Origin of the sequence: Paenarthrobacter sp. YJN-5 (assembly GCF_015040095.1) — a bacterium.
Lineage (GTDB): Bacteria > Actinomycetota > Actinomycetes > Actinomycetales > Micrococcaceae > Arthrobacter > Arthrobacter ureafaciens.
On sequence record NZ_CP053545.1, the window covers coordinates 301,761 to 323,009 of the forward strand.

Here is a 21,249-nt window from a genome sequence, read left to right on the forward strand (position 1 = left end):
CTGAGGGCACTGTGCAGGGGTGTTTCAGCGGTCTTTCCGAGTCTCTCCCCTGCGTGGTTTGGAAACGCCGATAACAGAGCTTATGTCAACCAATAGTCTGCGTATCTCATCAGATGAATCAATACGTCCGATCCCCTGTCCCTGCCTGGGCCTGCCGCATCGGCCCGTAGTTCCGCGGAATCTGGGCGCTCAGTTGGCCTTGAACGGAGATTCTTCTGGTGGCCTGGCGTGATGCTTTGCGCGTGGATGACGACACAAGAAGCGCCTCTGACCTGCTGTTTTGCCTTGATGATGCATTTGATGAATCATTGATTCAAGTTTTGAGCATGTTTTCTCGGGCGATTTTGGAGGCGAATAATGGCGGTCGATGGTTCCGGGCGTGTGCTGCAGCTGAGTGCTGTTCGCCTGTTGCATCCAGAGGAGCAGACGCTCGAGGACATGTTCACCGGGTGGCGCAACCAGCAGCTCTCCAGGAACCTGCAGTTCGACACGATCGATAAGGGCATCGCCTGCGTCAAGAGGTTCGTGAACCATGTGAACGAGTTTCCGTGGAACTGGGGGCCGGAGCATGTCGAGGAGTATTTCGGTGACCTGCGCTCGATCTACCAGTTGAAGCAGTCCACTATCCGCGGTTACCAGTCCTCCCTTCGCCGGTTCTGCTCCTACGTCTCCAATCCCGACTACGGCTGGGACCGAGTCTGCGAGGAACGTTTCGGCACCCACCCGTCCCAGGTTTTCTTCGACTGGAACACCGCATCCCACACCCAGGAGTACGAAGGCCGGCCCTCGAAGAGGCCGTTCACCAGGGCTGAGCTGCAACGGCTGTTTGACCACGCGGATGACCAGGTTGAACTCATCGCGGCCTCCGGCAAGAAGGGCTGGCAAGCAGCCTACAGAGACTCCGTGATGCTGAAAGTCACGTACTCCTACGGACTCCGGTTCAACGAGCTCCGCCACCTGCAAACGGTCGATTTCGCGACCAACCCGCAAGCACGAAGGTTCGGGAAAACAGGAATCTGCAAAGTCCGTTTCGGCAAGTCCCTCAAAGGCTCCCCCTACAAATCCCGCAGCGTCCTGACCGTGTTCGACTGGACCTCCGGCATCATCGACGACTGGCTCGCCAACGGCCGCGGAACCCTCGACACCCTCGACCTGTTTCCCAGTGAGCGGGGCGGGGTGATCTGCGAATCGACCCTGCTGCGCCGCCTGCGGCGCTACCTGAAAGAACTGGGCATGCCCATGGACGGCCTGGACCTTCACTCGCTCAGACGCTCCTATGCGACGCACCTGCTCGAGGATGGGTGGGATTCTAGATTCGTGCAATATCAAATGGGCCACGAACACGCCTCCACCACCGGGATCTACCAATTCGTCAGCGACGACTTCCGCAACACCGCCCTCCGGGCAGCCCTGGACGGCACCATGAACGACGTCCTCGGCACGCAGATGCGAGGCCAATGGTGAAACGCGAAGTCGAATACAGATGGCGGCTCGCCGAGCTCATGGCAGCACGGGGACTGCACAACACCACCGACCTCATCCCCCTGCTCGCCGAACGCGGCATCACCTTGTCACGACCCCAGGTCTATCGACTGGTCAACCAGAAACCCGAACGCGTCGCCTTACAAGTCATCGCAGCGATCTGCGACATCTTCTCCTGCGGACCCGAGGACCTCATCACCGTCACAGCCGCGGACATCCGCGCCCGCAAAACAGGCACCAACTCCCCCAACGTCGTCGACCTGAACCGCACCGTCCGCCCACGCCGGGCCCGCATCATCAACGATGACAACTGACCAACCCACGGGCCTGACTGCCCGCAACACCACCCGCGGCAGGCCACGCACCACCGGCACCGCCACCTGCGCCCGCTGCAGCCGCAGCGCCGGACGAACACGCGCCACCTGGCCCGAAGGAAAAATCTGCGGCCCCTGCTTCACCACTGCAACACGCACCCACGGGACCTGCCCCGACTGCGGCCAACACCGGCTCCTGCCCGGCCCACCCGAACCCAACGGCGGCCCACGATGCGCACCCTGCGCCGGAATCACCCACGACTTCCACTGCACCCGCTGCAACCACGAAGGCGAGTTCTACCGAACGGGCATCTGCGCCCGCTGCGCCCTCCGCGACGACCTCACCCAACTACTCCCCACAAACCCCACTGAACCTTCAACAGCAACCCGGCTCATCGAGGTCCTCTGCCAAGCCCAGCGCCCCGAAAGCATCATCACCTGGAAACGCTCCGCCACAGTCCAAGCCCTCCTGAGATCACTCGCCAACGGGACAACACCCCTGACCCACGAAGGCCTCGATACCTACGCCAAAACCGCCGAACGAGCAACAAACCACCTACGCGCCCTGCTCGTCCACCACGAACTGCTCCCCTACCAAGACCCCTACGTGGCCCGGTTCGAAACCTGGATCAAAGCCAAACTCGACCCCCTGCCCGAGGAGGTCGCCAAACCAGTCGAGCACTTCGCGACCTGGCACCACCTCCGACGCATCCGGACCACCACAACACCGGAAAAGAACGCCCGCGGCCCGGTGCACTCGGCCAAACAAGAGATCACCGAAACCACCAAATTCCTCCTCTGGCTCTGGGAAACGCACCAACGAACAGCAGCGACCTGCACCCAGCAAGACATCGACGCCTGGCTCGCCGCCGGACCCACGACCAGAAAACAGATCCGCACGTTCATCATCTTCATCAAGAACACCGGCACCAACCACCGCGTCAACATGGGCTACTACACCGCGAAAACACGACCCACAATCACCCAGGACCAGCGCCTCGCCTGGCTGCGGGAACTCCTCACCGGCACCAGCGAATCCCTGCCCTACCGCGTCGCCGGCGCCCTCTTGCTTCTCTACGCCCAACCGCTCGTGAAAGTCGCCCAACTCCGGACCGACGCCATAGAGACCAACTACACCACCGGCAACATGAGAATCAGCTTGGGCCTGCACCCAGTGCCCGTCCCAACACCCGTAGCAGACCTCATCCAACAGCACCTGGCAGACCGGCCCAACCTCAGAACCGGATCAAACACCCAAAGCCCCTGGCTCTTCCCAGGCACCCGCGCAGGTCAACACCTTCACCCCAATACCATCATGGACAGGCTACGCAGCCTCGGCATCGACCTGCGCGGGGCACGAAACACCGCCCTCGATGAACTCCTCACCATCACACCACCACCGCTGGTCGCCGACGCACTCGGCTACAGCCACCAAGTAGCCTTCATTCACGCCGACAACGCCGGCGACGCATGGACCCGCTACGTCAACCGGCGGACAAACCACACTCCAGAAAAGCTGAAAGACACCAAACGAAAGGACCAGAATGGGTAAGCGTAAACCGGCCGCGTGGGGCATCGTCGTGCGCCTGGACACGGGCGAGACGTTCTATTACTACCTGCATCCCGACCGGCCCGGCGACGAATGGACCCCCAGAGAAAACCAGGCACTACGGTTCAACTCCGAAGAAGAAGCCCAATCCCGATGCCGCACCTTCGTGACAAACAGGAAAGCAAAGGAATACTACGTCGTGCCGCTGCCCCTGCTGAGGGTCTAGGCCTCTGGCACCACGGCTCTCGCCGATAATCGGATTGTGGACGACCACGATTTCTGGTTGCCATGAATCCCGCCGTGTCCTAGCGCTGGGGCAGCTCATATCCTCGGCGGCTAAGTTCTTCCCGCACGGGAACGAAAGCGAACTGGGGCTTGGCAGAAAGCAGCGGAACCAGATCGACCACAGACGGGGTACTGTCCATAAAGTCTGCGACCGGGTTGATGACAACCTCAGTGAGCTGTTTGAGGAACGAATCCTCGGGGATCCGGCTACCCATTTCAGCGTCGAGCAGGATGGTTCCCGGAAGGTCCCGTGCAACCAAGCCATCAGGTCGAGCAAAATCGATCGTCGGAATCACGTCTGTTTCTTCGGCTCGAAGGCTCAGAAGGCAGAAATTTTCTGAACGGAACTCCCCACTAGGGACCGATGAGTCCCAACCCAGGTTCAGATAGAAGTCTCCGCTCCCCCACCGGGACTTTTGAAGATTAACCACCTGATACTCACCGGCCGACGTCGTCCGGAACCAGTTCCGACCCCGCTTACGGAAACCACGCAACTTGAAAGCGCCAGCGAAGGCCGACTCGACCAATTTCGTTCTATCCACACGGGATATTCTCCAGCATGGAGACGTCCGCACTGACGAATGTATCGACGCAGTCGTGCCCTCTGCGAAACTCGTCCTATGACGCATAGAAACGATCTCCGCGTGCTTGCCATCCGGGAAGCCCTTTACGAGGAAATTGTGGGCGCCGACGTGTTGATTGCAACAGCTCTAAACGCTCTGTTGGATGGCGTAGATTCTCCATCGCTGCCGCTCCTAGCTGGCCTTACGCGACGGGAGGAAGGCGACGCGCATGATCTATTCAACGCAGTCGTAAACGAGTTGAACATTGCGCCGCCGACGCCCGCGAAGACGACGCCCGAACGCTGGAACTTGGTCAGATGGCTGTGCCAGGCGCTGGTAGACGGGGAACTAAAGCCCGAGTATGCGGGTCGCCTCATCTGGTGGGAAGGATGGGACGAACTCGGATATCCCGAATCACTCAGACCACTCGTCGGCCAAGTGAGCGAGTGGGACGATTGGACACCATCTTGGACCATTGACCGACACCAAATAGGTCAGCTGATTGTCGACGAAGCAAAGAAGCTCCTCGACGGGCCCTGGCCACCGAAGTAGCCGAACGGTTCACCTCACAACGAGGAATACGTCCACATCCAATCCGCAGGGACGCCACTAAAAGAGGTTGATATTGCATCTGATGCATCAATTCGGCTCTGCGGAAAACAGTTGGTCGGCAAGCTAGCGGGCCACTACCCCATGACTTTGGACGCCGGAACGTCCATCAGGAAGCGCTGGCCCGTGAAGCCGCCGGTGCCGTTTCCTGGGTATAGCCAGACCTTCCCGTTGATGTCCTGCGCTATGACGTCTCCGACGCCGTCCCGGTCAAAGTCACCCGGTGCGGCGAATTTTGCCATCGATTGCCAGCCCCTGCCGATCTGTACGCGGTTTTGCCAGCCACCGGTGCCGTTTCCCGGATAGAGCCAGAGGGCGTCGTAGACATCACGGGCGAGGACGTCTGATGATCCATCACCGTTGAAGTCATGTCCGCTAAAGATTGCGTTCATGATGTTCCATCCGGAGCCCACCTGTGTGCGGCCAGGATACCAATGACCATCCCCGTCACCGCGGTACAGCCACAGCGCACCGCTGGCGTCCCGGGCCAAGACGTCCGGGGCGCCGTCGCCGTCCCAGTCCCCCGGGGATGTCAGGGCGGTCATGACGTCCCATCCCCAGCCAATCTGATTCCTTGGTGTGCCACCGCTCCAGCCTGGCATCCGGTGGAGTGATCCATCGGTACTTCGATAGATCCAATCTGCGTAGCCATCGCCGTCCCAGTCCCCCGGCATGAGTATCGCGTTGACGTCCGGTCCGACGTAACCGGCTGTCCGCTCAGGCTGGGAGACACCGTTGTCTGCGTAGACGTAAGCGAGTCCATCGTCGCGAATGGTGACGAGGTCCCCAAAAATCAGGCCGCCGTCCCGGTCATCTTGGACAAGGTTATGCCACGAGAAGTCCTCGGCTCGGGCGGGTCCAGCGAAGGCGACACTGCCCAACATCGTGGCGGCAATTACGCAAGCACCCAAAAATAAACGTCGCATCAAGTCCCTCAAGCCGTGATGCCGTACCGACGGGGCACGGGCAAGATGAGCATATCCAGAGCCATGGGGTGGGGCAACGGGGCTACCATGCCAGCGCTCCAGCCACCGCCGCCGATGTTGCCACCACGGTCTTGACCACCGACTCCCCCGAACTATGAGTGAGCACATGCAGGTGGCGCCACGTAGAAACGATGCTCGGCCTATGATGACCCGGGTAAATGACTGGAGTCCGGTCAAGAGTGCCTACGGGTGTTAGTCCACCAACGAGGGGGCCTGATTGGACCAAGAACGACGGGACGGACTGCCGGCTGACGGGGACCTTACGGCCAAAGAAGCTGCGGACTACCTCACCGGCCCTGCCGGCCGACCAGTTACCCCGGTCTGAGGAACTCATCGAAACCCTGAAGAGCCTGGAGAACGACGACTGGGATCCGGACCAGGCGCAGTAGCTGCTCAGCCGACATAGAGGGTCGTCTGGGTTCCGGCGACTAACGTTGGTTCCGCGCGCCCGCGCGTGTGAGCCCGCGCCGGGCTCTTCCAACGATGCTCTCCGGACCAGCATGCGCCGAGGCTCTCCTTCGGCCTGGCCACTTCAGTAGCGTCGACCTGATGAGCAACCGGCGCACTTAGTGATAGCTGAAAATACCACCTGCTGCCAGCGGACCGGCTTGGACCTGATTTTCCGCTATCACTAACTTTGTCACCCCTCCCCCGGGCTCGAGCCGGCCTGGGACGAATGGAGGGGTTAAGCGAGGGGTGAAGAACGGCCGATACAGCGCCGAGGCCCGGCTTGGCGGGCTAGATTCGATCTCAACCTTTGGGAGGAGGACATTGATGCGGTGGACACTGCGTCGGTCGGCATGTTCCCGCGTTGCCTGCGACACGCCTAGTGTTTGCAGTTAACAAATACCCGGTTGCTATCGGCGCCGGTGCTAACTTCGAATCAGCCGCAAACCTGCAAACAAAAATGCAGGGCCAGATCGGCTACCAGCAACACCAACGATGAAGCAGTCCGGCCCGGCAGCTGGACGAGATTCAAAGGACGAGACAATGGCTGCACAAATCAAGCGTGGACGCGGACGACCCAGCAGGGGCCTCCGCAAATACATTGGCTTCCGCGTACAGGAAGAGACGGCTGAAGAAGTTGCCCAGGTCGCCGCAGCGAAGGGCATCACAGTTTCTGACTACGTCTCGTCCGCCGTTGCCCGGTCGCTCATCGAGGACAGGGCACTGCGCAACCACTTCCACCACCAGGAGGAACTGCCCATCCGCATCGCCTCATAAAAATGGAGGCCCGCACTAAGCGGGCCTCCGAAGCTTGAGACTTACATTCTGGATTGCTTCCCGGCGCTCAGTCTGTAAGTCGAGTGGTAGACCTTGGCGGGTCCACCAGTTGTTGTGCTATGAAACCGGTCTTGGCGGGCCGGCCCTTTGTTAGCCCTCCGAAGCGCTCACTTTGAAAGGAATGTCCTCATCGTACATCAGCACGCGCGCGTGCTGCCAGCCCTGCCCGAGGCTGGCGTGTCGCGCCAGTCCAACGACCCTGCCCAAGTTTGGGCGGCCCTCTCCCCCTTACTTGCCGGACAGCCACGCGTCCGCCTCTCCCGCGACGCCGGTAAGAGCTACCCGCAGAAACATGAACGGAACCTCACCGAGGCGCTCCCGTCGTTTCCCGCGGCAGTCCGTATTTTCGGCAAGGACGGCACCTGCGCCGCCATCTTTCTCGACTTTGACTCGTCAGTAGCCGGCCCCGATTGGGTCCAAGCCGACGTCCGGGCCGTCCAAACCTGGCTGCACTCAGTCGGGGCCCGCTGGATTGAGGACTACTCCCCCAACGGTGGCCGCCACGTCTACGTCCCGCTGGCGCAGCGGGTCACTTTCTCCGAAGCGCGGGATCTTGTCGAGGCGCTAGGCACCCGATACCGGACCCTGGACAAGACCCCGCACCAGAACCTGCTTCACGGCTGCATGCGCACCCCTGGTTCTCCGCACAAGCGCGGCGGCCACCAGGAGCTGGCGATGAGCCTGTCCATGGCCTACGACGTTGCCCGCCGCCCCAACAGCCCGAGCATCTGGGCGGCAATGACCAAAGACCTGACTGCCGAGATCAAGGCCGTCCGGGCGCTACGCCTGGAAGAAACGTTCAACCCGGCATCCTCGGACGCCCCCATCCTCGACCAGCCCGTGGGCCGAATGTCCAGGACCATGCAGGTACTCGCCCAGACCGGGATGTACGACACGAACCGCTACGCCACGGACTCCGACGCCCGCCAGGCAGTCATCGTTGGCGCCGCGGCCGCCGGCCTCGAGCTGGTGGATGTGGAGCGCCGGATGCTCCAGGGAACCTGGCCCGGACTTGCCTCTTTCTACGCCCGGTATGCAGCCCGGCACCGACTCCCGGCCCTGCGCAGGGACTGGATGAAAGCCGTCACCTACCTCAGCAAAAACCCGACGAATCGGGAAGGGAAGAACAATGTCCGCACATCCCCCACAAGCCAGCCAAATACACAGGCGGCAGCGATAAAGGCTTCAAACTCACTTTCAAATCCCGATGCAGAGCATCGGTTCATCCGGACCTGGCGCAATGCTCTCAGGATCAGAGAGATGAACTATCAGCAGTTCAGGACCGGTATGGCTCGGAGGATGGTGTTGCGGGCCTTGGGGGAAGCAGCCCATATGACGGCTTCCCGATTCGTTGAGTTCGGGGTTCGGTCGATCGCCGTGGCCACCGGGCTCGACCACACCACCGTCGGCCTTCACCTGCGGGAGCTTCGCGCGGAGAAGGACCCCCTTGTCACCTTGGTTGAGGAAGCCCGCGGAACAAAGGGCGACCTATACATGCTTACCGTCCCCGAGGATCTGAAGGCCGCGGCCGAGGACGCCACCTGGCAGAAAGGAAAGATCCACGCCCTCCGCCCGGTCTTCCGGGAACTGGGTCTACCGGCGGCGTTCGTCTACGAAGCACTGGAGCAATCCCCCGGGCTATCCACTATGGAGGTCGTTGCGGTCACCAGGCTGTCCCGGTCTGCAGTTCACGAAGCTCTGGAAATCCTGGCCGCCTGGAATCTGGTCAACCGTGACACGGGCCGCGCCTGGTCGGTAGTTCACGGAACCTCCCTGAAGCAGCTGGCCGAACACTTCGGTGTCCTGGAAGCCGTGGCGCAGCAGATCCAGCGTTACCGCCACGAGCGGATCATCTGGCGTGAATGGTTGGCCAGGAACGTCAACACCGTTCCCGAGCTCCTATCCCCCAGCGACGACTACCCCTGGGAGATGTTCGAGGGGCCACCGGACGAATGGAGCCTGGCCGATCTTGCATTCGGCCAGCGGTAAGGAGCGCGCGCACAGCCGCCCGTTGTTTCCGCAGGTGAGAGGACACGCTGTAATTTCAGAAATTGCTTAATCCACGGAGTTAACACAGGTGAGTGATACGTTCAAGGGGATCGGAGACGATTTCAGCAATTGCTGCCAGGCAGTTTCTGAAGGCCAATTGGCCCGGTGTCACGAGAACAAATCGAGCCGCTCTAAGGGGCGCTGGAATTCAAAGGACAGTGAGAAACATGGCTACAACAAACCGACGGGCCGGCAGGCCCGGCAAGGGCGACCGACGCGTCATGGCGTTCCGCCTCGCCACGCCGCGCGCGGATATTGTCCGGGAGCTGGCCGAAGCCGAAGGTTTCGAGTACGTCAGTGACTGGCTGGCCCACATCGTCAATGAACGCATCGACCACACGGACCTGAGCAAGATCAGGCGCCAGGAGGAGCTACCGATCCAAATAGCCTCTTAAATGATGAAGGCCCGCACGAGGCGGGCCTTCGAAGCCAGTGATTCACGAACTGCTTTGCTTCCCGGCGGACAGTTCGTAAATCAGACAAAAGCCCTGTTCAGGCTTTCTTTTTGCAAAAACCGGTCTGCCAGGACCGGCCTTTAGCCATTCCCTCTTGAAGGAATACTAATATCGTACCCCAGCACGCTCACGTCCTGCGTGACTCTGTTAGTCACGGCGTGTCCCCCAGCTTTGACGACCCAGCCACCGTGTGGGCCGCTCTTTCACCGTGCCTGGCCGGCCAGGCACGGGTGCGCCTCTCCCGTGATGGCGGCAAGTCCTATCCGCTGAAGCACGAACGCAACCTGACCGAGGGTCTCCCCTCCGTCCCCGCCGCCGTGCGTATTTTCGGCAAGGACGGCTGCTGCACGGCTATCTTCCTCGACTTTGATACCTCTGTCGGCGGAACAACTCTGGTTGACGCGGAGACCAACGCCACGAAAGCCTGGTTGAGCCGCTTCGGGGCCCGGTGGATTGAGGACCACTCCCCCACTGGCGGCCGCCACCTCTACGTTCCCCTGGCAGAGCGTGTCCCGTTCGCCGCAGCCCGCGACCTCGTTGAAGCCCTTGGCACCAGGCTACGGAGCCTCGACAAGACACCGCACCAAAACCTCCTTCACGGCTGCATGCGAACCCCGGGATCCCCACACAAACGCGGCGGCCACCAGCAGCTCGAGGGCAGCCTGTCCCACGCCTACGACGTCGTCCGCAGGCCCAACAGTGCAGAGGTATGGCAAGCACTGGCCGGCGACCTGGCTGCAGAGATCGCGGCCGTCCGTGCCCGCCGCAACCAGGAAGCCTTCGCCCCGGATCTTGACGCTCCTACAGCGACTCCTTCAGCCGGGCGTATGTCCCGCGCCATGCAGCTCATCGCCACGACGGGACTGTACGACACCAAACGGTACACCTCGGATTCGGACGCCAGGCAGGCAGTCATTACCGGCGCGGCAGCCGCAGGGCTCAGCCTGACCGATGTCGACCGCCGCCTCAAGCAGGGCCTTTGGCCAGGTCTGGCCTCCTTCTACGCCCGCTACGCCTCCCGGCACCGTGCGCCTTCCCTGAAGCGCGACTGGCTCAAGGCCATCGAGCACCTCAAGAAAAATCCCCCTAGCCAGTCAGGCCAAAGACATGTCCGTAAATCCCCCACAAGCCAGCCAAATACACAGCCGCAAGGATTACAGGGCAGTAATTCACCTGTGAAAAATTCCGATGCCGAGCACCGGTACATACGGACCTGGCGCAATGCACTCCGGATCCGGGAAGTCCGCTACCAGGACGCCCGCAGCGGACTTGGCCGGAGAATGCTCCTGCGTGCCCTTGGAGAAGCAGCCCATATGACGGGCAGCAGGTTCATCGAGTTCGGGATCAGGTCCTTGGCTGTGGCCACTGGGATGGACCACACCAGTGTCGGCGTCCACCTCCGGGCCCTCAGGGCCGAACCGGATCCACTCGTGACGCTCATCGAACAGGGACGCGGCACGAAGGGCGATCTCTACATGCTCACCGTGCCCGAAGAACTGAAAGAGGCAGCAGAGGATGTGTCCTGGCAGAAGGGCAAGATACACGCGCTGCGGCCGGTGTTCAGGGAACTAGGACTACCGGCTGCGTTCGTCTATGAAGCGCTGGAGCACTCCCCCACTCCCCTATCGACGATGGCCCTGGTCCGCACTACCAGGCTCTCCCGCACCGCAGTGATTGAGGCGCTGGAACTGCTCTCCGCATGGAATCTCACCCGTCGCGGTCGGGACCTGGCGTGGTCGCGGGTGGCGTCCACTTCCTTGAAGGCCCTGGCGGAACACTTCGGCGTTCTGGAGGCAGTGGCGGCGCAGTTGCAGCGCTACCGCATCGAACGGACCATCTGGCGCGAATGGCTGGCGCGGAATGTCAGAACGGTCGCGGAGCTGCTCTCACCCGACGATGACTATCCCTGGCATGAGTACGAAGGGCCTCCCGACGACTGGATGCTCGCCGACATCGCGTTCAGCCGTCCTGCTTGACCGTGGGTGGGGCGGCTGGATGTGGCCTCCCCCGGCCACGCCACGGACTGGCGATACGATGACATGTAGTCGCCCGGCGTGACGCTCACAGAGTCACAGCGCAACAGACTCGCAGGCGTACATCCTCCGTGACGAACAGCTACACGGAGAACCGGACTAACGGAGTCGCGCACACCCGGACTCTGTTAGTCACGGACCACACAGAAAAGGCCCGCTCCCCTACCGGGATGCGGGCCTTACTCCCCCACGCGTTAGTCGCCGTACTGTACAGGTGGTAGGCCGACCGAAGCGCGCAGCTCATCCTCGGTGGTTCCTTGGAGTTCGTGCTTGCGCTCCAGGAGCAGGTCGAGGGCAATGCGCATAAGGGTGTTGTCCGTAATGCGCTCACCCCTCCCCCGCTTCTTGTTGTGGATGGTGACTGTAAGGATTGTCAGGTCTGCAGACTGCCCAGGGTGCAGGCGAAGCTCCTTGCGGATCAGCTCCGTGTAATGGGCCCGGCCATTGGATTCGGCAGGCGGAGCCGGAACCACGGGTGCCTCGGGCTTGGGCTTGCGCCTGGCTGCCGTCGACTTGGTCTTCTTTACCGTCTTGGATTCCTGTACGACCGCGGGAGCTGCAGCAGCAGGGGCGGACTCTTCCTCTTCGGCGTCGTCTTCCTCCTCATCCTCCGGGGCAGCTACTTCTGCCGGGGCGGTGTCGCCGGCGGGTGCTTCGGCATCAGCGGCCTCCGAAGCTTCCGGTTCCGGATCCACGGCTGCGGGAGCATCCGTAGCTTGGTTGTCTTGCTGCACCGCAACCAGTTTGGGCACCTGCGGCTGGTTGGTCACTTCAACCAGTTCTTCGGCCCGGGCCGACAACATGCTGCTCATAGCGCCTAAGCGTGCCATCGCTGCTACTCCTTACTTTCCGGACGCGGCGCCGGCCAGCGTCTTGTTGTTGTTGGCCCAGATGCTCATCAGCTCCAGGCTCAGGTCTTTGTAATCCAAGGCAGCCTTCTGGGCGTGCCTGCTGTTCTCGTAGCCGGTGACCACGGCTCCGGTCAGTGGCGCCCGCTCGTGCACCTTGTAACGGCGGATGATGGTGTCACAGACATTGAGGCCGTGGTTGCGCAGGAACTCCTGGGCATCGGCGGCGTCACCGAGAGAAGTGGTGTCAACTCGTGTGATGACTGCGCGATAATCTTTCCCTGACTTGGCCACGACCTTGTTGTAGGTGTTGATCAGGGGCAGGAGACCCAGGCCGGCGGGCTCGGTCGGCATGAGCACGAAGTCCGAGTTCTCGACGACAGCCTGTAGTACGGCGGTGTTGTCGATGTTGCCCGGGGTGTCCACGAAGACCATGTCGTAGTCGAGTTCTCGAATCCGAAGCAGGTGCGTGGGGTCGGTTTCTGACACGACGTCGAAGGGAAGCTGTTCGTTTTCGGGCAGGCTTTCCGCATTGGCTGCCCAGAGGTCGACCGATCCCTGGGGATCAACGTCGACGACCAGGACCTTGGAATGCTGCGCGGCAATGGCCGCCAGGCTCATCACCGTGGTGGTTTTGGCCGCGCCGCCCTTCTGATTGATGACCGCAACGATCCTCATGGTGGCTTCCTTCTATAGATAACGTCGTCGTGCGCTGAGGCCAGACGGGTTGACGAAGGTACCAATAGTTCATGGGCCAAAAGATGACCTTGATGGAACTCTGGTTCGTTGCCGCCGGGAAGCGCTAAGAAGAAGTTAGCAGGCAACACCTCCCCCATCGTGGAGAACCGCCGTCAGTATTCAAACTCAACGTACGACAGAGCACGTGTGTCCGCGACTCTGTGAGTCTGTGGCGGTTCTTTCTGCGCTCCCGGCAGCGCCTGCAGGGGTTGCTGCGCGCCCGCGGCCCTCGCCGTCTGTATGGCCCTGCTCCAGGCCGCTGCAGAGGGCCATAGTGGCCGACCACTCCCCCGCTCCGCTGACGGTTACTGCTCGCTGTCGCTTTCGGGCCACGTCATGACGCCCTGAGATGCGGGCCGAGAAAGTTTTTACAGAGTCCGTTCATCGGCGTGTCTGTGACTTCGTGTCGCTGTGGCGCCGTGACTGACATGGGCTGTGAGTCTGTTAGTCGGCGACTCTCGGAGTCTTCTGCTGGTTTGGTAGTAACAGAGTCACGTGTCCCCGGGCGCTGTTACGCAGTGAGTCCGTGACTCCGTGCACCATTCCAGGGATTAGCCCCTTTGTGGCCTCGTGGTCCGTGGCACTGTTGGTCTGCGAGTCCGTGGGCCGCGCGGTCCCGGACTCTGTTAGTCGCGTTGTCACAAGGTCATGCGGCCTCTCGGGTCTGCACGTGCACGGGAACCGTGAGTCAGGGACCCTGTTTGTCCGGGACTCTGTCGCACGGCGAGCCTGTAAGTGACAGACTCGCAGGCACCGTCGCGCAGGAAGTTACAGACTCACTCGGGCTGTCGCTATGTTGGTCCCGGACGGTCGTCTGTGAGTCCGTGTGTCACGGACTCTCGTATCACGTGTATCTGTTAGCCGCAGGCTCACCGGGTAGGTGAGTCTGTGAGGAACAGAGTCACAGAGACCGTGCGGCTGCTGGTCTGTGTGTCACAGTCTCCGGGGGCGCTGTAAGTCCGTGGGTCGCAGACTCCGTTACCAAGGGACTCTGGAAGGAACAGAACTACAGTGTCTGTGGCTCTCGGCGTGTGTTGTCACAGAGACCGTGCGGCTGCTGGTCTGTGTGTCACAGTCTCCGGGGGCGCTGTAAGTCCGTGGGTCGCAGACTCCGTTACCAAGGGACTCTGGAAGGAACAGAACTACAGTGTCTGTGGCTCTCGGCGTGTGTTGTCACAGGGTCGCCGCGTCTGTGGGTCTGGGTGTCACAGACATCCGCGAGTCTGGCTGTCACAGGGTCACGGGCCCCGCGCATCCGGGGGAAACAGAGTCACTGAGGCCGTGGGTGCGCGGGTCTATGGCCCTAGGGACTCTGGCGGTCAGGCCACTGCCAGCGCCTGTCAGTCTGTATGCAACAGAGTCGCGGACTATGGCGGCCTGAAGGTCGGAGTGCCTGCGTGTCCGCCTGTCTGGCACTCCGTGACTCTGGTAGTTACAGGCTCTCGGAGTGCCTGGAGCCAGTGGATCTGTTCGTAGCCGGTCCTTCAGTCCGTTTGACGGGGTGAAAGGCAGGGTGAAGTCTTCACACCACTGGCCCCTATGGTCCGGGGGCCTCGTAGATTTGTCCTGGACATCAGCGCGGCATGGGGCCGCTCTGTGAGGGGACTTCATGAGCATCGAGGTCAGCTACCGCACTACACTCGCGGGTGACGGATGCGTGTCAGGCACGTGCCTGCGGTCGTCATTTGCAACCTTTGAAGCAATCACGATCGCTGCAACCGTCCGCGCAGCGCAGCGTTCCGGCTGGGCCATCACCGACGAGGCAACCTGCCCGTTCTGCTAACACGCTTTGAGGGTCCGGAGCCAGTGTCCAGGGCTAGTAAACGGTGGACTGAGAGGAGGCCGGCGGAACGGATCCCGGGGCCTACTAGGAGCGCACAGCGCCGCTGACCTGATGGCTACCAGGCGCCGTCGTCGAACGTCTCGCCGATGATCGTGTTGATGTTCGTTTCGCCATCGGCCAGGAGCCGGGTGAAACGCTTCTCGCGGTAGCTGTCCTCCCTGTGGGGGATACCATCAGCCAGCCGGACAGCAGCCTGGGAGTACGCGAGCAGGGCACCCTGCTTCGTCCACTCGGCCGTACCCCAGTCGCGCTGGGGGATGGATCCGTTGTGGGTCTGCATTTCGACAGCCCGGGCCGTGAAGTAGCCGGCCAGACGGCGTGCCCGCAGCGAGGTCAGGGGTGCCGACGTGCGCTTCTTGATCTCAGCAGCGGAGAGTGCCTCATGGTCGGCGCCAAGCGGCAGGCCGAGCTTCAGCACTTCACCGCGGCTGCGTCCGATCGTCTCCGGATCAGCGTCAGCGTTCATCAGCGCTGCGGCCACCTCTGCCTCGCCAAAGGCGACGCCCTGGAAGTAGGTGTCGCCACTGCGGTTGGCGGAGTCCAGGGCGTTGCGCATCCGGACGAAGCTTCCCCGAAGGGCGCGGTCCGCCTGTGCCTGGTCGATCTTAGGGGTCTCCGGGTCGGGGTCGTAGTCCACCGCCGGCATGACCGTGTCTAGGTATGCCTCCCACGGCACGACACGGTCGGCTTTCAGGTGCAGCGAGCCGCCGCCGTCCAGGTCGACGGTCACGTTGCCGTTGCGGTCCTTGCCGGCCTCGGAGATGGTGCCGAACTCGTTTCCGGCCATGACACGCGTGCCGGGGGACATGCCGAACACGTCCTCCGATTCCTTTAGCAGCTGCAGTTGGATGGATGGATCAGCGTGCGTGCTCGCAGCGAACTGGCCGCCGGCCGGGATCCCCTTGGGCTGCCGGGCAGTGACGGTCATGAGCGGACGTCCTTGAGGGCGTAGACGCCGTCCTCGATGTCCTCGTTCTGCAGGTCGATGAGGTGCTGGCCGAGGCCGTGGCCCGTAGCTTCGGGGTTTGCGGAGCCGGGTTCCTGGTGCTCGGCTACGACGTAGCGGTCGATGGCGAGCCGGAGGAGCCGGTCGTCGTTGCGGAGATCACGGACCACGACGCCGGCGTCGCCAAATTCGCCACGCTCCAGGGCGTCGTAGATCGCTGACCGGGCGACCCGTGCTTCGTCCAGGTGGTTCAGACGGTCGCTGAGGAGTTCAGCATGGGAGTGTGCCTGGAACGAGGGCTGTGCCGTCAGGACGGTGCCGGGCTCGGCATGGGCGGTCGCGGCGAACTGGCCACCTGCGGGAATGCCTTTGGGCTGGCGGGCCGTAATCGTAGTCATACCCGGAACGTGTGCGGCTCGATGCATTTCCGCCGGCACGGGGGAGTGCGGACATCGCCTGTGCCGCACACATGATGGGAATGGAAACACTGATGCGGCTCGGGATTGAGCCCGACGAGATTCGCAAGATCGCTGTCGCGGGGGACTGGCACGGCAACACCGCTGGATGCGCCAGGCACTGACCTGCGCCGCACGGGACGGCTACAAGGTGATCGTCCATGTCGGGGACCTGAAGGTACTCTGGTACGACGAGTACCCGGACTACCCCGAACCCGGCGGTTTCACCGCGGAGTTGGCCCGCCTGCTGGAGGAACTGGGCCTGGCCTTCATCTTCGTCGACGGCAACCATGACGTTCACCCGAAGTTGCGGGCCCTGCTATTGAATATGGACGGGTTCGGAGTCATCAGCGACCGGCTGCTGTACGCCCCGCGGGGGCACCGGTGGAACTTCGGGGGAGTGCGCTTCGGGGCGCTCGGCGGTGCGTACTCGATAGACCGGTACCGCGGCACTGAAGGACGGGACTGGTTCCTGGAAGAGACAACCGTCCCAAGCGACGTCGGGTTGCTGGGGACGGAGCCGCTGGATGTCCTCATCACCCACGATGTGCCGGCGGGCATCGACGTGGAGACCATGTTCGACCTGCCCGAGGCGCTCGAGCGCGAGTCTTACATTGTCCGCTCCCTGCTCCGTGACGCGGTCCGAAACACTGAGCCGAAGCTGGTCTTCTCTGGCCACTGGCACCAGCGCCGTACCGGGCTCATGCCGGGCCTGGAAACCCGAGTGCACGTCCTGGACAAGGAGTACAAGGCAGGCAATCTCGTCTCTCTGGACCTGGACAGCCTGACCGTCGAGGACTATAAGCCAGTCTGATCCTCAACATGACAGAGGGCCCGTCCAGCGTGTGCCGGACGGGCCCTCTCGTTTTCTACTCTGGCTGCTTGGTCACCGTCAGGAGGGTGTTGACCCGGTCCTTGAGGTTCTCCAGCACCTCGAACTGCCGGTGCTCATCGAAGCTGTTGTTGTCTTCCAGGACGTCTTCCATCGCAGCGACGCCGTGGTTGGCGGCCTCCACCAGGTCAGTCTGCTCATCCGAGGAGAGCGTCCGGGTGCGGGGGTCATGCTCTTCGGCGATGAACGGGTCGGGGGCGTTCAGGGCGGCCTGGAGGTTGATGTCCACTGTCTTGCGCTGGCGCTTACCGGTTCCGTGGATGAAGCCGACGCCTTCGGTCCAGCTGTCGTCATGGAAGTCAAGATCGGCAACGAGTTCCCGGATGTCGGGGCCGTCCTGGACCATCTGCTCGAACATCCACTCGTCGTCGTAGTCGGCCTGTGTGGTGTTCAGCTGCAGGAGACCTCCGTCGGCGTTGGCGATGGAAACAGGTGCGTATTCGTCCCGGCCGTCCTCGTCGGCGCCGACGCGGAGCGTGGCTGCGCCGGGAAAGCGGGCCAGGACCGTGGCCGCAACGCTGCGCAGCGAGTGTGCGGACTGGATCCGTTCCAGCCGCTCCAGCTGCTCGTGGATCCGGCGCCGCTTGGCGAAGATCGCTTCGCGGCCAAGGAAGTGCTCTGTCACGGTCTTCGGGTTCGCCGGGACGAGCTCGAGGCTTGGTTCGGCATGGGCGGTGGCGGCGAACTGGCCCCCGGCGGGGATGCCCTTGGGCTGGCGGCTGATGTCTGTGGTCATGCCTGGGATGTGTACGGCTGGGACGCAAAAGTGCCGGGACGGTGGCGCCCCGGCACTTATTGGCAGCAGCTGTCTCAGTCCTTCTGTTCGTCGGGGAGTGAGGCGTTCAGTGCCGCGTGCAGGTCAATGTCGACGGTCTTGCCGTCGAACTTGCTGTTGGTGATCTCCCCGATCTTATGGGCCCAACGGTCGTCCCTCGGGTTGAACTCCCAGACCAGCTCCTGGATCTGCGGACCGTTTGGAGTCATCTCGTGGCACGTCCACGCGTCATCGTCGTCCACATGCTCCAGCACGGTGCCGTCGGCCGCGGTGATCGAGATGGCGTCGAACTGGTTTTCGCCGTCCTGGTTCTCCGCGACCCTGAGCGTTGCGGCGGTGGGGTACTTGGCCAGGATGGAGGCCGCGACTCCACGGGCGGAGAGACGCTGGGCGAGGATGTCGAGGCCATCGTAGTCGTCCCGGGCATCGTCCCGGCGTTCCCTGACGGCGTCGCGCTGCGCCACGAATTCCTCGATGCTGGTCGAACCGGCCGGCAAGGTGATCTGCGGTTCAGAGTGGGTGGTTGCGGCGAACTGGCCTCCGGTGGGGATGCCCTGGGGCTGTCGTGCGGTGGTCATTGTCCTGCTTTCTGCTGGTCTGGTCAGGCGGAGAATTTGTGGTCCATGTCGATGACGAATGTGCTCGTCTCCGTGTCGTAGCCGACGCCTTCGTGCTCGTAGCTGAAGAAGCCGCTGCTACCCGGTACAGGTGGACGGCCGCGCCGGGGTCGAGCTGGTCATCGCCCTCTGTGCGGCGGAGGTGCCAATGTTTGTCGTCCGGGGTGATGTCGTTGCCGTCCTTCCCTTGGCCAGGGCGAAGGATGCTGCCGCAACGATGACGACGTCCAGGGCCCGGCCGAGCAGGTATCCACGCAGGCTCTGGGGAACGTAGTGCCTGCCGGTGGACTCGTGAGCCCAGGCTTTCTTGCCCAGCGCAGGGTCGACGAGGGTGTGGGCGGCGTGCCGGGCAGACATGGCGGCTGTCGTCATGTGGGGCCTTTCAGTTGAGGCGGGTCAGACGTAGATGAAGGTGACCGGGGCGATCTTGCCTCCGTCATCTCCGGTGTCGAGGGTGTCGGTGTCGCCGTCGAGGTCCACGGAGAAGTTGCGCCGGCCCTGGCCGCTGAGCGTGACGGCGGCGCCCCATTCACTGACCAGAACGACACCGTTACCGTGGGCCTGGTCGGCGGCGGGGTAGTAGTCGAAGGTGTCGGCTTCGAAGCCGCGTTCCTTTGCCCAGACCTCTGCGGCCTCATGCCGCCTCCAGCCGGGTTCCTTTTCCACGGCAGCCCACACTTCGCGTGCGGCCTGGAGTGCCGGTGCGGAGACCTGGTATTTTCCGAGCGGGGCCAGCTCTGGTGAGGTGGCGAGGCAGATTCGAGGCTCTGCATGGGGGACAGCGGCAAACTGTCCGCCTGTGGGGACGCCTTGGGGTTGGCGTGCGGGGTTCATTGTCGTCATACCCATGAGGTGTGCGGCTCACCGTAAACCCGCCAACGAAAGGCGGGGCTGCGTTCGCTAGCGGACGGTCGGCCAAAATTCCCGGGGGAACTGTGCTGGGAACCCAGCTGTGTCCCATGACGGGAGGCTGTCCTTCCAGGAACTGAGGTCCTGGTTGAAGGATGCAGCACCTGTGAACATGTTCCCCTTCATTGTTACCCGGTCGACGTTCCAACCATCCAGCGGCTGGTTGAAGGAGGAGGCGCCTGCAAACAAGTAGGCCATATTTTCGACGTTACGGGTGTCCCAGGCTCCAATGGGCTGGTTGAACGCAGAAGCGCCTTCGAGCATGCCGCTCATGGTAGTTACTTTTCCGGTATTCCACTTGCCGATGGGCTGATTGAAGGAGGATGCGCCAGCAAACATCATGGATGTGCTCGTGACATTGCTGATGTCCCAATCGCCGATCGGCTGGTTGAAAGCGGGGGCGTTGGCAAACATCCAGATGAGGCTGTTGGCCTTGCTCGTGTTCCAGGTGCCGATTGGTTGGTTGAACGAGCTAGCACCAGAGAAGACCATTCGCATGTCGTTCACGTTGTGGGTGTCCCACGATCCCACGGGCTGATTAAAGGAAGTAGCGGACGAAAACATGCTGCCCATCGTCGTGAGCTTGCTTGTGTTCCAACCGCCGATGGGCTGGTTGAACGTGCTGGCGCGGTAGAACATCATGCCCATATCGGTGACGCTGCCGGTGTCCCAGCGGCTGATGTCCGCGTTGAAGGCTTGAGCGTCATTGAACATTGAACGCATGCTGGTGACATTGCTGGTGTCCCAGTCGCTGATGTCACCGTTGAAGGCCTGTGAGTAGTAGAAGGCGGCGGTCATATCGGTTACGGTGGTCGGCGGTTTGGCAACATCGGTCAGGCGCGGGGCTATCGCGAAGCCGCCGACTATTGATTGCACCCCGGTACCTTCACCCCATTCGTCGACAGAAGTTATGCAGTCCCTCGACCAGGGCAGCGCCGCCGTGAGCGCCGCGTTCGTCCCCGTCCACTGTGTAAAGGTCCCGGAGAGAGCGATCTTCTGGGAGGGGCTGGGGCTGGCGTATGCGTGCGTGGGACGGATACTCATTGGATCCGTTGTTCCGTCTCCCCAGTCGATGGTCCCGGAAACGGCACCGTCGATCGGCAGTTGGATCGTCCCGCAACCTGGAGCGGATGTATTCCATGTCGACACCATTGCGATGCTGGGCGTCCGGGGGCTTTCTCCTGCCAGTTTTTGGAGGTCTCCGCATCCGCTGGTGTCCCCAGACCTGTATTCGGTAATTTCCCCGTTCATACTGTCGGTCCAAAAGACCTTCCCGGTGGCGGACGTGCTTGTTGCTACGAAGCAGCTACCGAGCTGGCCGGCTTCTGCAGCGAGGCCGTCGCTTTCGGAGAGGACTTCGTGATCAACAAGCACCTGATAGTCCTGGTATCCGGTGAGACCGTGTATGTTCTGTGGCGCCGTGTCCTGACCGCCTATGGCCTTGACGGTCTTCTCCGCATCGGCCAACGCCTTCAGGTCCTGCCTCGCCGCAAGGTCCTGGGACCAGGGGATGACGCCGAAGAGGGTGGCCAGAACCCCCAAGGCGAGGATTGCGACCACCGCAGCGCCGACAATGATGGACGGCAGGTCGAAGGCGCCAGCTTCGTTTTTCAATGG

General features: G+C 62.3%; 22 protein-coding genes and 1 pseudogene. 11 read left to right on the forward strand and 12 right to left on the reverse strand.

Translation table 11 applies throughout. From position 1 onward, the window contains the following. Positions 1-357: 357 nt before the first annotated feature. From HMI59_RS22960 to HMI59_RS22975, 4 genes are read left to right on the forward strand one after another with little or no spacing between them, the layout of a single operon-like run. Entirely contained in the window at positions 358-1,464 is a 1,107-nt protein-coding gene (locus HMI59_RS22960) for a site-specific integrase (protein ID WP_193591322.1), read from the forward strand. Continuing rightward, positions 1,461-1,796, forward strand: a complete 336-nt coding sequence (locus HMI59_RS22965) for a helix-turn-helix transcriptional regulator (protein WP_193593734.1) — start codon at positions 1,461-1,463, stop codon at positions 1,794-1,796. The genes HMI59_RS22960 and HMI59_RS22965 overlap by 4 nt, the downstream gene beginning before the upstream one ends. Further along, on the forward strand, positions 1,786-3,348 hold the full coding sequence (locus HMI59_RS22970; RefSeq protein ID WP_193591321.1) for a recombinase XerD: 1,563 nt from the start codon (positions 1,786-1,788) through the stop codon (positions 3,346-3,348). The genes HMI59_RS22965 and HMI59_RS22970 overlap by 11 nt, the downstream gene beginning before the upstream one ends. Continuing rightward, the gene (locus tag HMI59_RS22975; protein ID WP_193591320.1) at positions 3,341-3,571 is read left to right on the forward strand and encodes a hypothetical protein; all 231 of its coding nucleotides are present in this window, start codon (positions 3,341-3,343) and stop codon (positions 3,569-3,571) included. Before HMI59_RS22970 ends, HMI59_RS22975 begins: the two co-directional genes overlap by 8 nt. Positions 3,572-3,650: 79 nt before the next feature. Here the strand turns inward: HMI59_RS22975 and HMI59_RS25840 are convergent, their stop codons facing one another. Beyond that, positions 3,651-3,926: a hypothetical protein gene (locus tag HMI59_RS25840; protein WP_227471658.1), complete on the reverse strand. Its 276-nt coding sequence runs from the start codon at positions 3,924-3,926 to the stop codon at positions 3,651-3,653. Between the two features lie 90 nt (positions 3,927-4,016). After that, positions 4,017-4,259: pseudogene (locus HMI59_RS26150) on the reverse strand (DUF4304 domain-containing protein); the annotation flags it as partial. On the opposite strand from HMI59_RS26150, the gene HMI59_RS22985 reads away from it, so the two are divergent. Then, positions 4,251-4,745, forward strand: a complete 495-nt coding sequence (locus tag HMI59_RS22985; RefSeq protein WP_193591318.1) for a hypothetical protein — start codon at positions 4,251-4,253, stop codon at positions 4,743-4,745. The pseudogene HMI59_RS26150 and the gene HMI59_RS22985 overlap by 9 nt on opposite strands. A gap of 134 nt (positions 4,746-4,879) precedes the next feature. On the opposite strand, the gene HMI59_RS22990 is transcribed toward HMI59_RS22985, so the two are convergent. After that, on the reverse strand, positions 4,880-5,728 hold the full coding sequence (locus HMI59_RS22990) for a VCBS repeat-containing protein (protein WP_227471665.1): 849 nt from the start codon (positions 5,726-5,728) through the stop codon (positions 4,880-4,882). Positions 5,729-6,778: 1,050 nt separating this feature from the next. Here HMI59_RS22990 and HMI59_RS22995 point away from each other — a divergent pair. The 4 genes from HMI59_RS22995 to HMI59_RS23010 all read left to right on the forward strand — a co-directional run bounded on the left by HMI59_RS22995 (position 6,779) and on the right by HMI59_RS23010 (position 11,552). Further along, on the forward strand, positions 6,779-7,012 hold the full coding sequence (locus HMI59_RS22995) for a hypothetical protein (RefSeq protein WP_193593915.1): 234 nt from the start codon (positions 6,779-6,781) through the stop codon (positions 7,010-7,012). Positions 7,013-7,222: 210 nt separating this feature from the next. Continuing rightward, a complete protein-coding gene (locus HMI59_RS23000) occupies positions 7,223-9,061 on the forward strand; it encodes a MarR family transcriptional regulator (RefSeq protein WP_227471666.1) in 1,839 nt (612 codons plus the stop codon). Positions 9,062-9,288: 227 nt separating this feature from the next. Then, entirely contained in the window at positions 9,289-9,516 is a 228-nt protein-coding gene (locus tag HMI59_RS23005) for a hypothetical protein (protein WP_193593916.1), read from the forward strand. 218 nt (positions 9,517-9,734) lie between these two features. Then, positions 9,735-11,552 (forward strand): MarR family transcriptional regulator, encoded by a 1,818-nt coding sequence (locus HMI59_RS23010; RefSeq protein WP_193593917.1) that lies wholly within the window; start codon positions 9,735-9,737, stop codon positions 11,550-11,552. Between the two features lie 251 nt (positions 11,553-11,803). Here HMI59_RS23010 and HMI59_RS25850 read toward each other — a convergent pair whose 3' ends face one another. Together HMI59_RS25850 and HMI59_RS23020 are read right to left on the reverse strand one after the other, a co-directional pair. Continuing rightward, positions 11,804-12,421: a hypothetical protein gene (locus HMI59_RS25850; RefSeq protein ID WP_227471667.1), complete on the reverse strand. Its 618-nt coding sequence runs from the start codon at positions 12,419-12,421 to the stop codon at positions 11,804-11,806. Positions 12,422-12,451: 30 nt separating this feature from the next. Then, a complete protein-coding gene (locus HMI59_RS23020; RefSeq protein ID WP_193593918.1) occupies positions 12,452-13,135 on the reverse strand; it encodes a ParA family protein in 684 nt (227 codons plus the stop codon). A gap of 1,669 nt (positions 13,136-14,804) precedes the next feature. Here HMI59_RS23020 and HMI59_RS23025 point away from each other — a divergent pair. Further along, positions 14,805-14,978 (forward strand): hypothetical protein, encoded by a 174-nt coding sequence (locus tag HMI59_RS23025; RefSeq protein ID WP_193593919.1) that lies wholly within the window; start codon positions 14,805-14,807, stop codon positions 14,976-14,978. A 115-nt stretch (positions 14,979-15,093) separates the two neighbouring features. On the opposite strand, the gene HMI59_RS23030 is transcribed toward HMI59_RS23025, so the two are convergent. After that, positions 15,094-15,966, reverse strand: coding sequence for a hypothetical protein (locus HMI59_RS23030; protein WP_193593920.1), 873 nt, complete (start codon positions 15,964-15,966; stop codon positions 15,094-15,096). Continuing rightward, entirely contained in the window at positions 15,963-16,382 is a 420-nt protein-coding gene (locus tag HMI59_RS23035; RefSeq protein WP_193593921.1) for a hypothetical protein, read from the reverse strand. The genes HMI59_RS23030 and HMI59_RS23035 overlap by 4 nt, the downstream gene beginning before the upstream one ends. 166 nt (positions 16,383-16,548) lie before the next feature. Between HMI59_RS23035 and HMI59_RS23040 the strand changes: the two genes are divergently transcribed. Then, on the forward strand, positions 16,549-17,253 hold the full coding sequence (locus HMI59_RS23040) for a metallophosphoesterase (RefSeq protein ID WP_193593922.1): 705 nt from the start codon (positions 16,549-16,551) through the stop codon (positions 17,251-17,253). A 55-nt stretch (positions 17,254-17,308) separates the two neighbouring features. Here the strand turns inward: HMI59_RS23040 and HMI59_RS23045 are convergent, their stop codons facing one another. The 5 genes from HMI59_RS23045 to HMI59_RS23065 all read right to left on the reverse strand — a co-directional run bounded on the left by HMI59_RS23045 (position 17,309) and on the right by HMI59_RS23065 (position 21,246). Next, on the reverse strand, positions 17,309-18,067 hold the full coding sequence (locus HMI59_RS23045; protein WP_193593923.1) for a hypothetical protein: 759 nt from the start codon (positions 18,065-18,067) through the stop codon (positions 17,309-17,311). Between the two features lie 74 nt (positions 18,068-18,141). Further along, a complete protein-coding gene (locus HMI59_RS23050) occupies positions 18,142-18,684 on the reverse strand; it encodes a hypothetical protein (protein ID WP_193593924.1) in 543 nt (180 codons plus the stop codon). 117 nt (positions 18,685-18,801) lie between these two features. Then, positions 18,802-19,095: a hypothetical protein gene (locus HMI59_RS23055; RefSeq protein WP_193593925.1), complete on the reverse strand. Its 294-nt coding sequence runs from the start codon at positions 19,093-19,095 to the stop codon at positions 18,802-18,804. A 24-nt stretch (positions 19,096-19,119) separates the two neighbouring features. After that, complete coding sequence (locus HMI59_RS23060) at positions 19,120-19,566, reverse strand: hypothetical protein (RefSeq protein WP_227471668.1); 447 nt, start codon at positions 19,564-19,566, stop codon at positions 19,120-19,122. Positions 19,567-19,623: 57 nt separating this feature from the next. Further along, positions 19,624-21,246: a BspA family leucine-rich repeat surface protein gene (locus HMI59_RS23065; RefSeq protein ID WP_193593927.1), complete on the reverse strand. Its 1,623-nt coding sequence runs from the start codon at positions 21,244-21,246 to the stop codon at positions 19,624-19,626. Positions 21,247-21,249: the final 3 nt, after the last annotated feature.

Excerpts from the sequence above, each read along its gene's own strand:
- HMI59_RS22960 (WP_193591322.1), top strand. The coding sequence starts at position 358 with ATGGCGGTCGATGGTTCCGGGCGTGTGCTGCAGCTGAGTGCTGTTCGC.
- HMI59_RS22970 (WP_193591321.1), top strand. The coding sequence starts at position 1,786 with ATGACAACTGACCAACCCACGGGCCTGACTGCCCGCAACACCACCCGC.
- HMI59_RS22975 (WP_193591320.1), top strand. The coding sequence starts at position 3,341 with ATGGGTAAGCGTAAACCGGCCGCGTGGGGCATCGTCGTGCGCCTGGAC.
- HMI59_RS22985 (WP_193591318.1), top strand. The coding sequence starts at position 4,251 with ATGACGCATAGAAACGATCTCCGCGTGCTTGCCATCCGGGAAGCCCTT.
- HMI59_RS22990 (WP_227471665.1), bottom strand. The coding sequence starts at position 5,728 with ATGCGACGTTTATTTTTGGGTGCTTGCGTAATTGCCGCCACGATGTTG.
- HMI59_RS22995 (WP_193593915.1), top strand. The coding sequence starts at position 6,779 with ATGGCTGCACAAATCAAGCGTGGACGCGGACGACCCAGCAGGGGCCTC.
- HMI59_RS23005 (WP_193593916.1), top strand. The coding sequence starts at position 9,289 with ATGGCTACAACAAACCGACGGGCCGGCAGGCCCGGCAAGGGCGACCGA.
- HMI59_RS25850 (WP_227471667.1), bottom strand. The coding sequence starts at position 12,421 with ATGAGCAGCATGTTGTCGGCCCGGGCCGAAGAACTGGTTGAAGTGACC.
- HMI59_RS23020 (WP_193593918.1), bottom strand. The coding sequence starts at position 13,135 with ATGAGGATCGTTGCGGTCATCAATCAGAAGGGCGGCGCGGCCAAAACC.
- HMI59_RS23025 (WP_193593919.1), top strand. The coding sequence starts at position 14,805 with ATGAGCATCGAGGTCAGCTACCGCACTACACTCGCGGGTGACGGATGC.
- HMI59_RS23030 (WP_193593920.1), bottom strand. The coding sequence starts at position 15,966 with ATGACCGTCACTGCCCGGCAGCCCAAGGGGATCCCGGCCGGCGGCCAG.
- HMI59_RS23035 (WP_193593921.1), bottom strand. The coding sequence starts at position 16,382 with ATGACTACGATTACGGCCCGCCAGCCCAAAGGCATTCCCGCAGGTGGC.
- HMI59_RS23040 (WP_193593922.1), top strand. The coding sequence starts at position 16,549 with ATGCGCCAGGCACTGACCTGCGCCGCACGGGACGGCTACAAGGTGATC.
- HMI59_RS23045 (WP_193593923.1), bottom strand. The coding sequence starts at position 18,067 with ATGACCACAGACATCAGCCGCCAGCCCAAGGGCATCCCCGCCGGGGGC.
- HMI59_RS23050 (WP_193593924.1), bottom strand. The coding sequence starts at position 18,684 with ATGACCACCGCACGACAGCCCCAGGGCATCCCCACCGGAGGCCAGTTC.
- HMI59_RS23055 (WP_193593925.1), bottom strand. The coding sequence starts at position 19,095 with ATGACGACAGCCGCCATGTCTGCCCGGCACGCCGCCCACACCCTCGTC.
- HMI59_RS23060 (WP_227471668.1), bottom strand. The coding sequence starts at position 19,566 with ATGACGACAATGAACCCCGCACGCCAACCCCAAGGCGTCCCCACAGGC.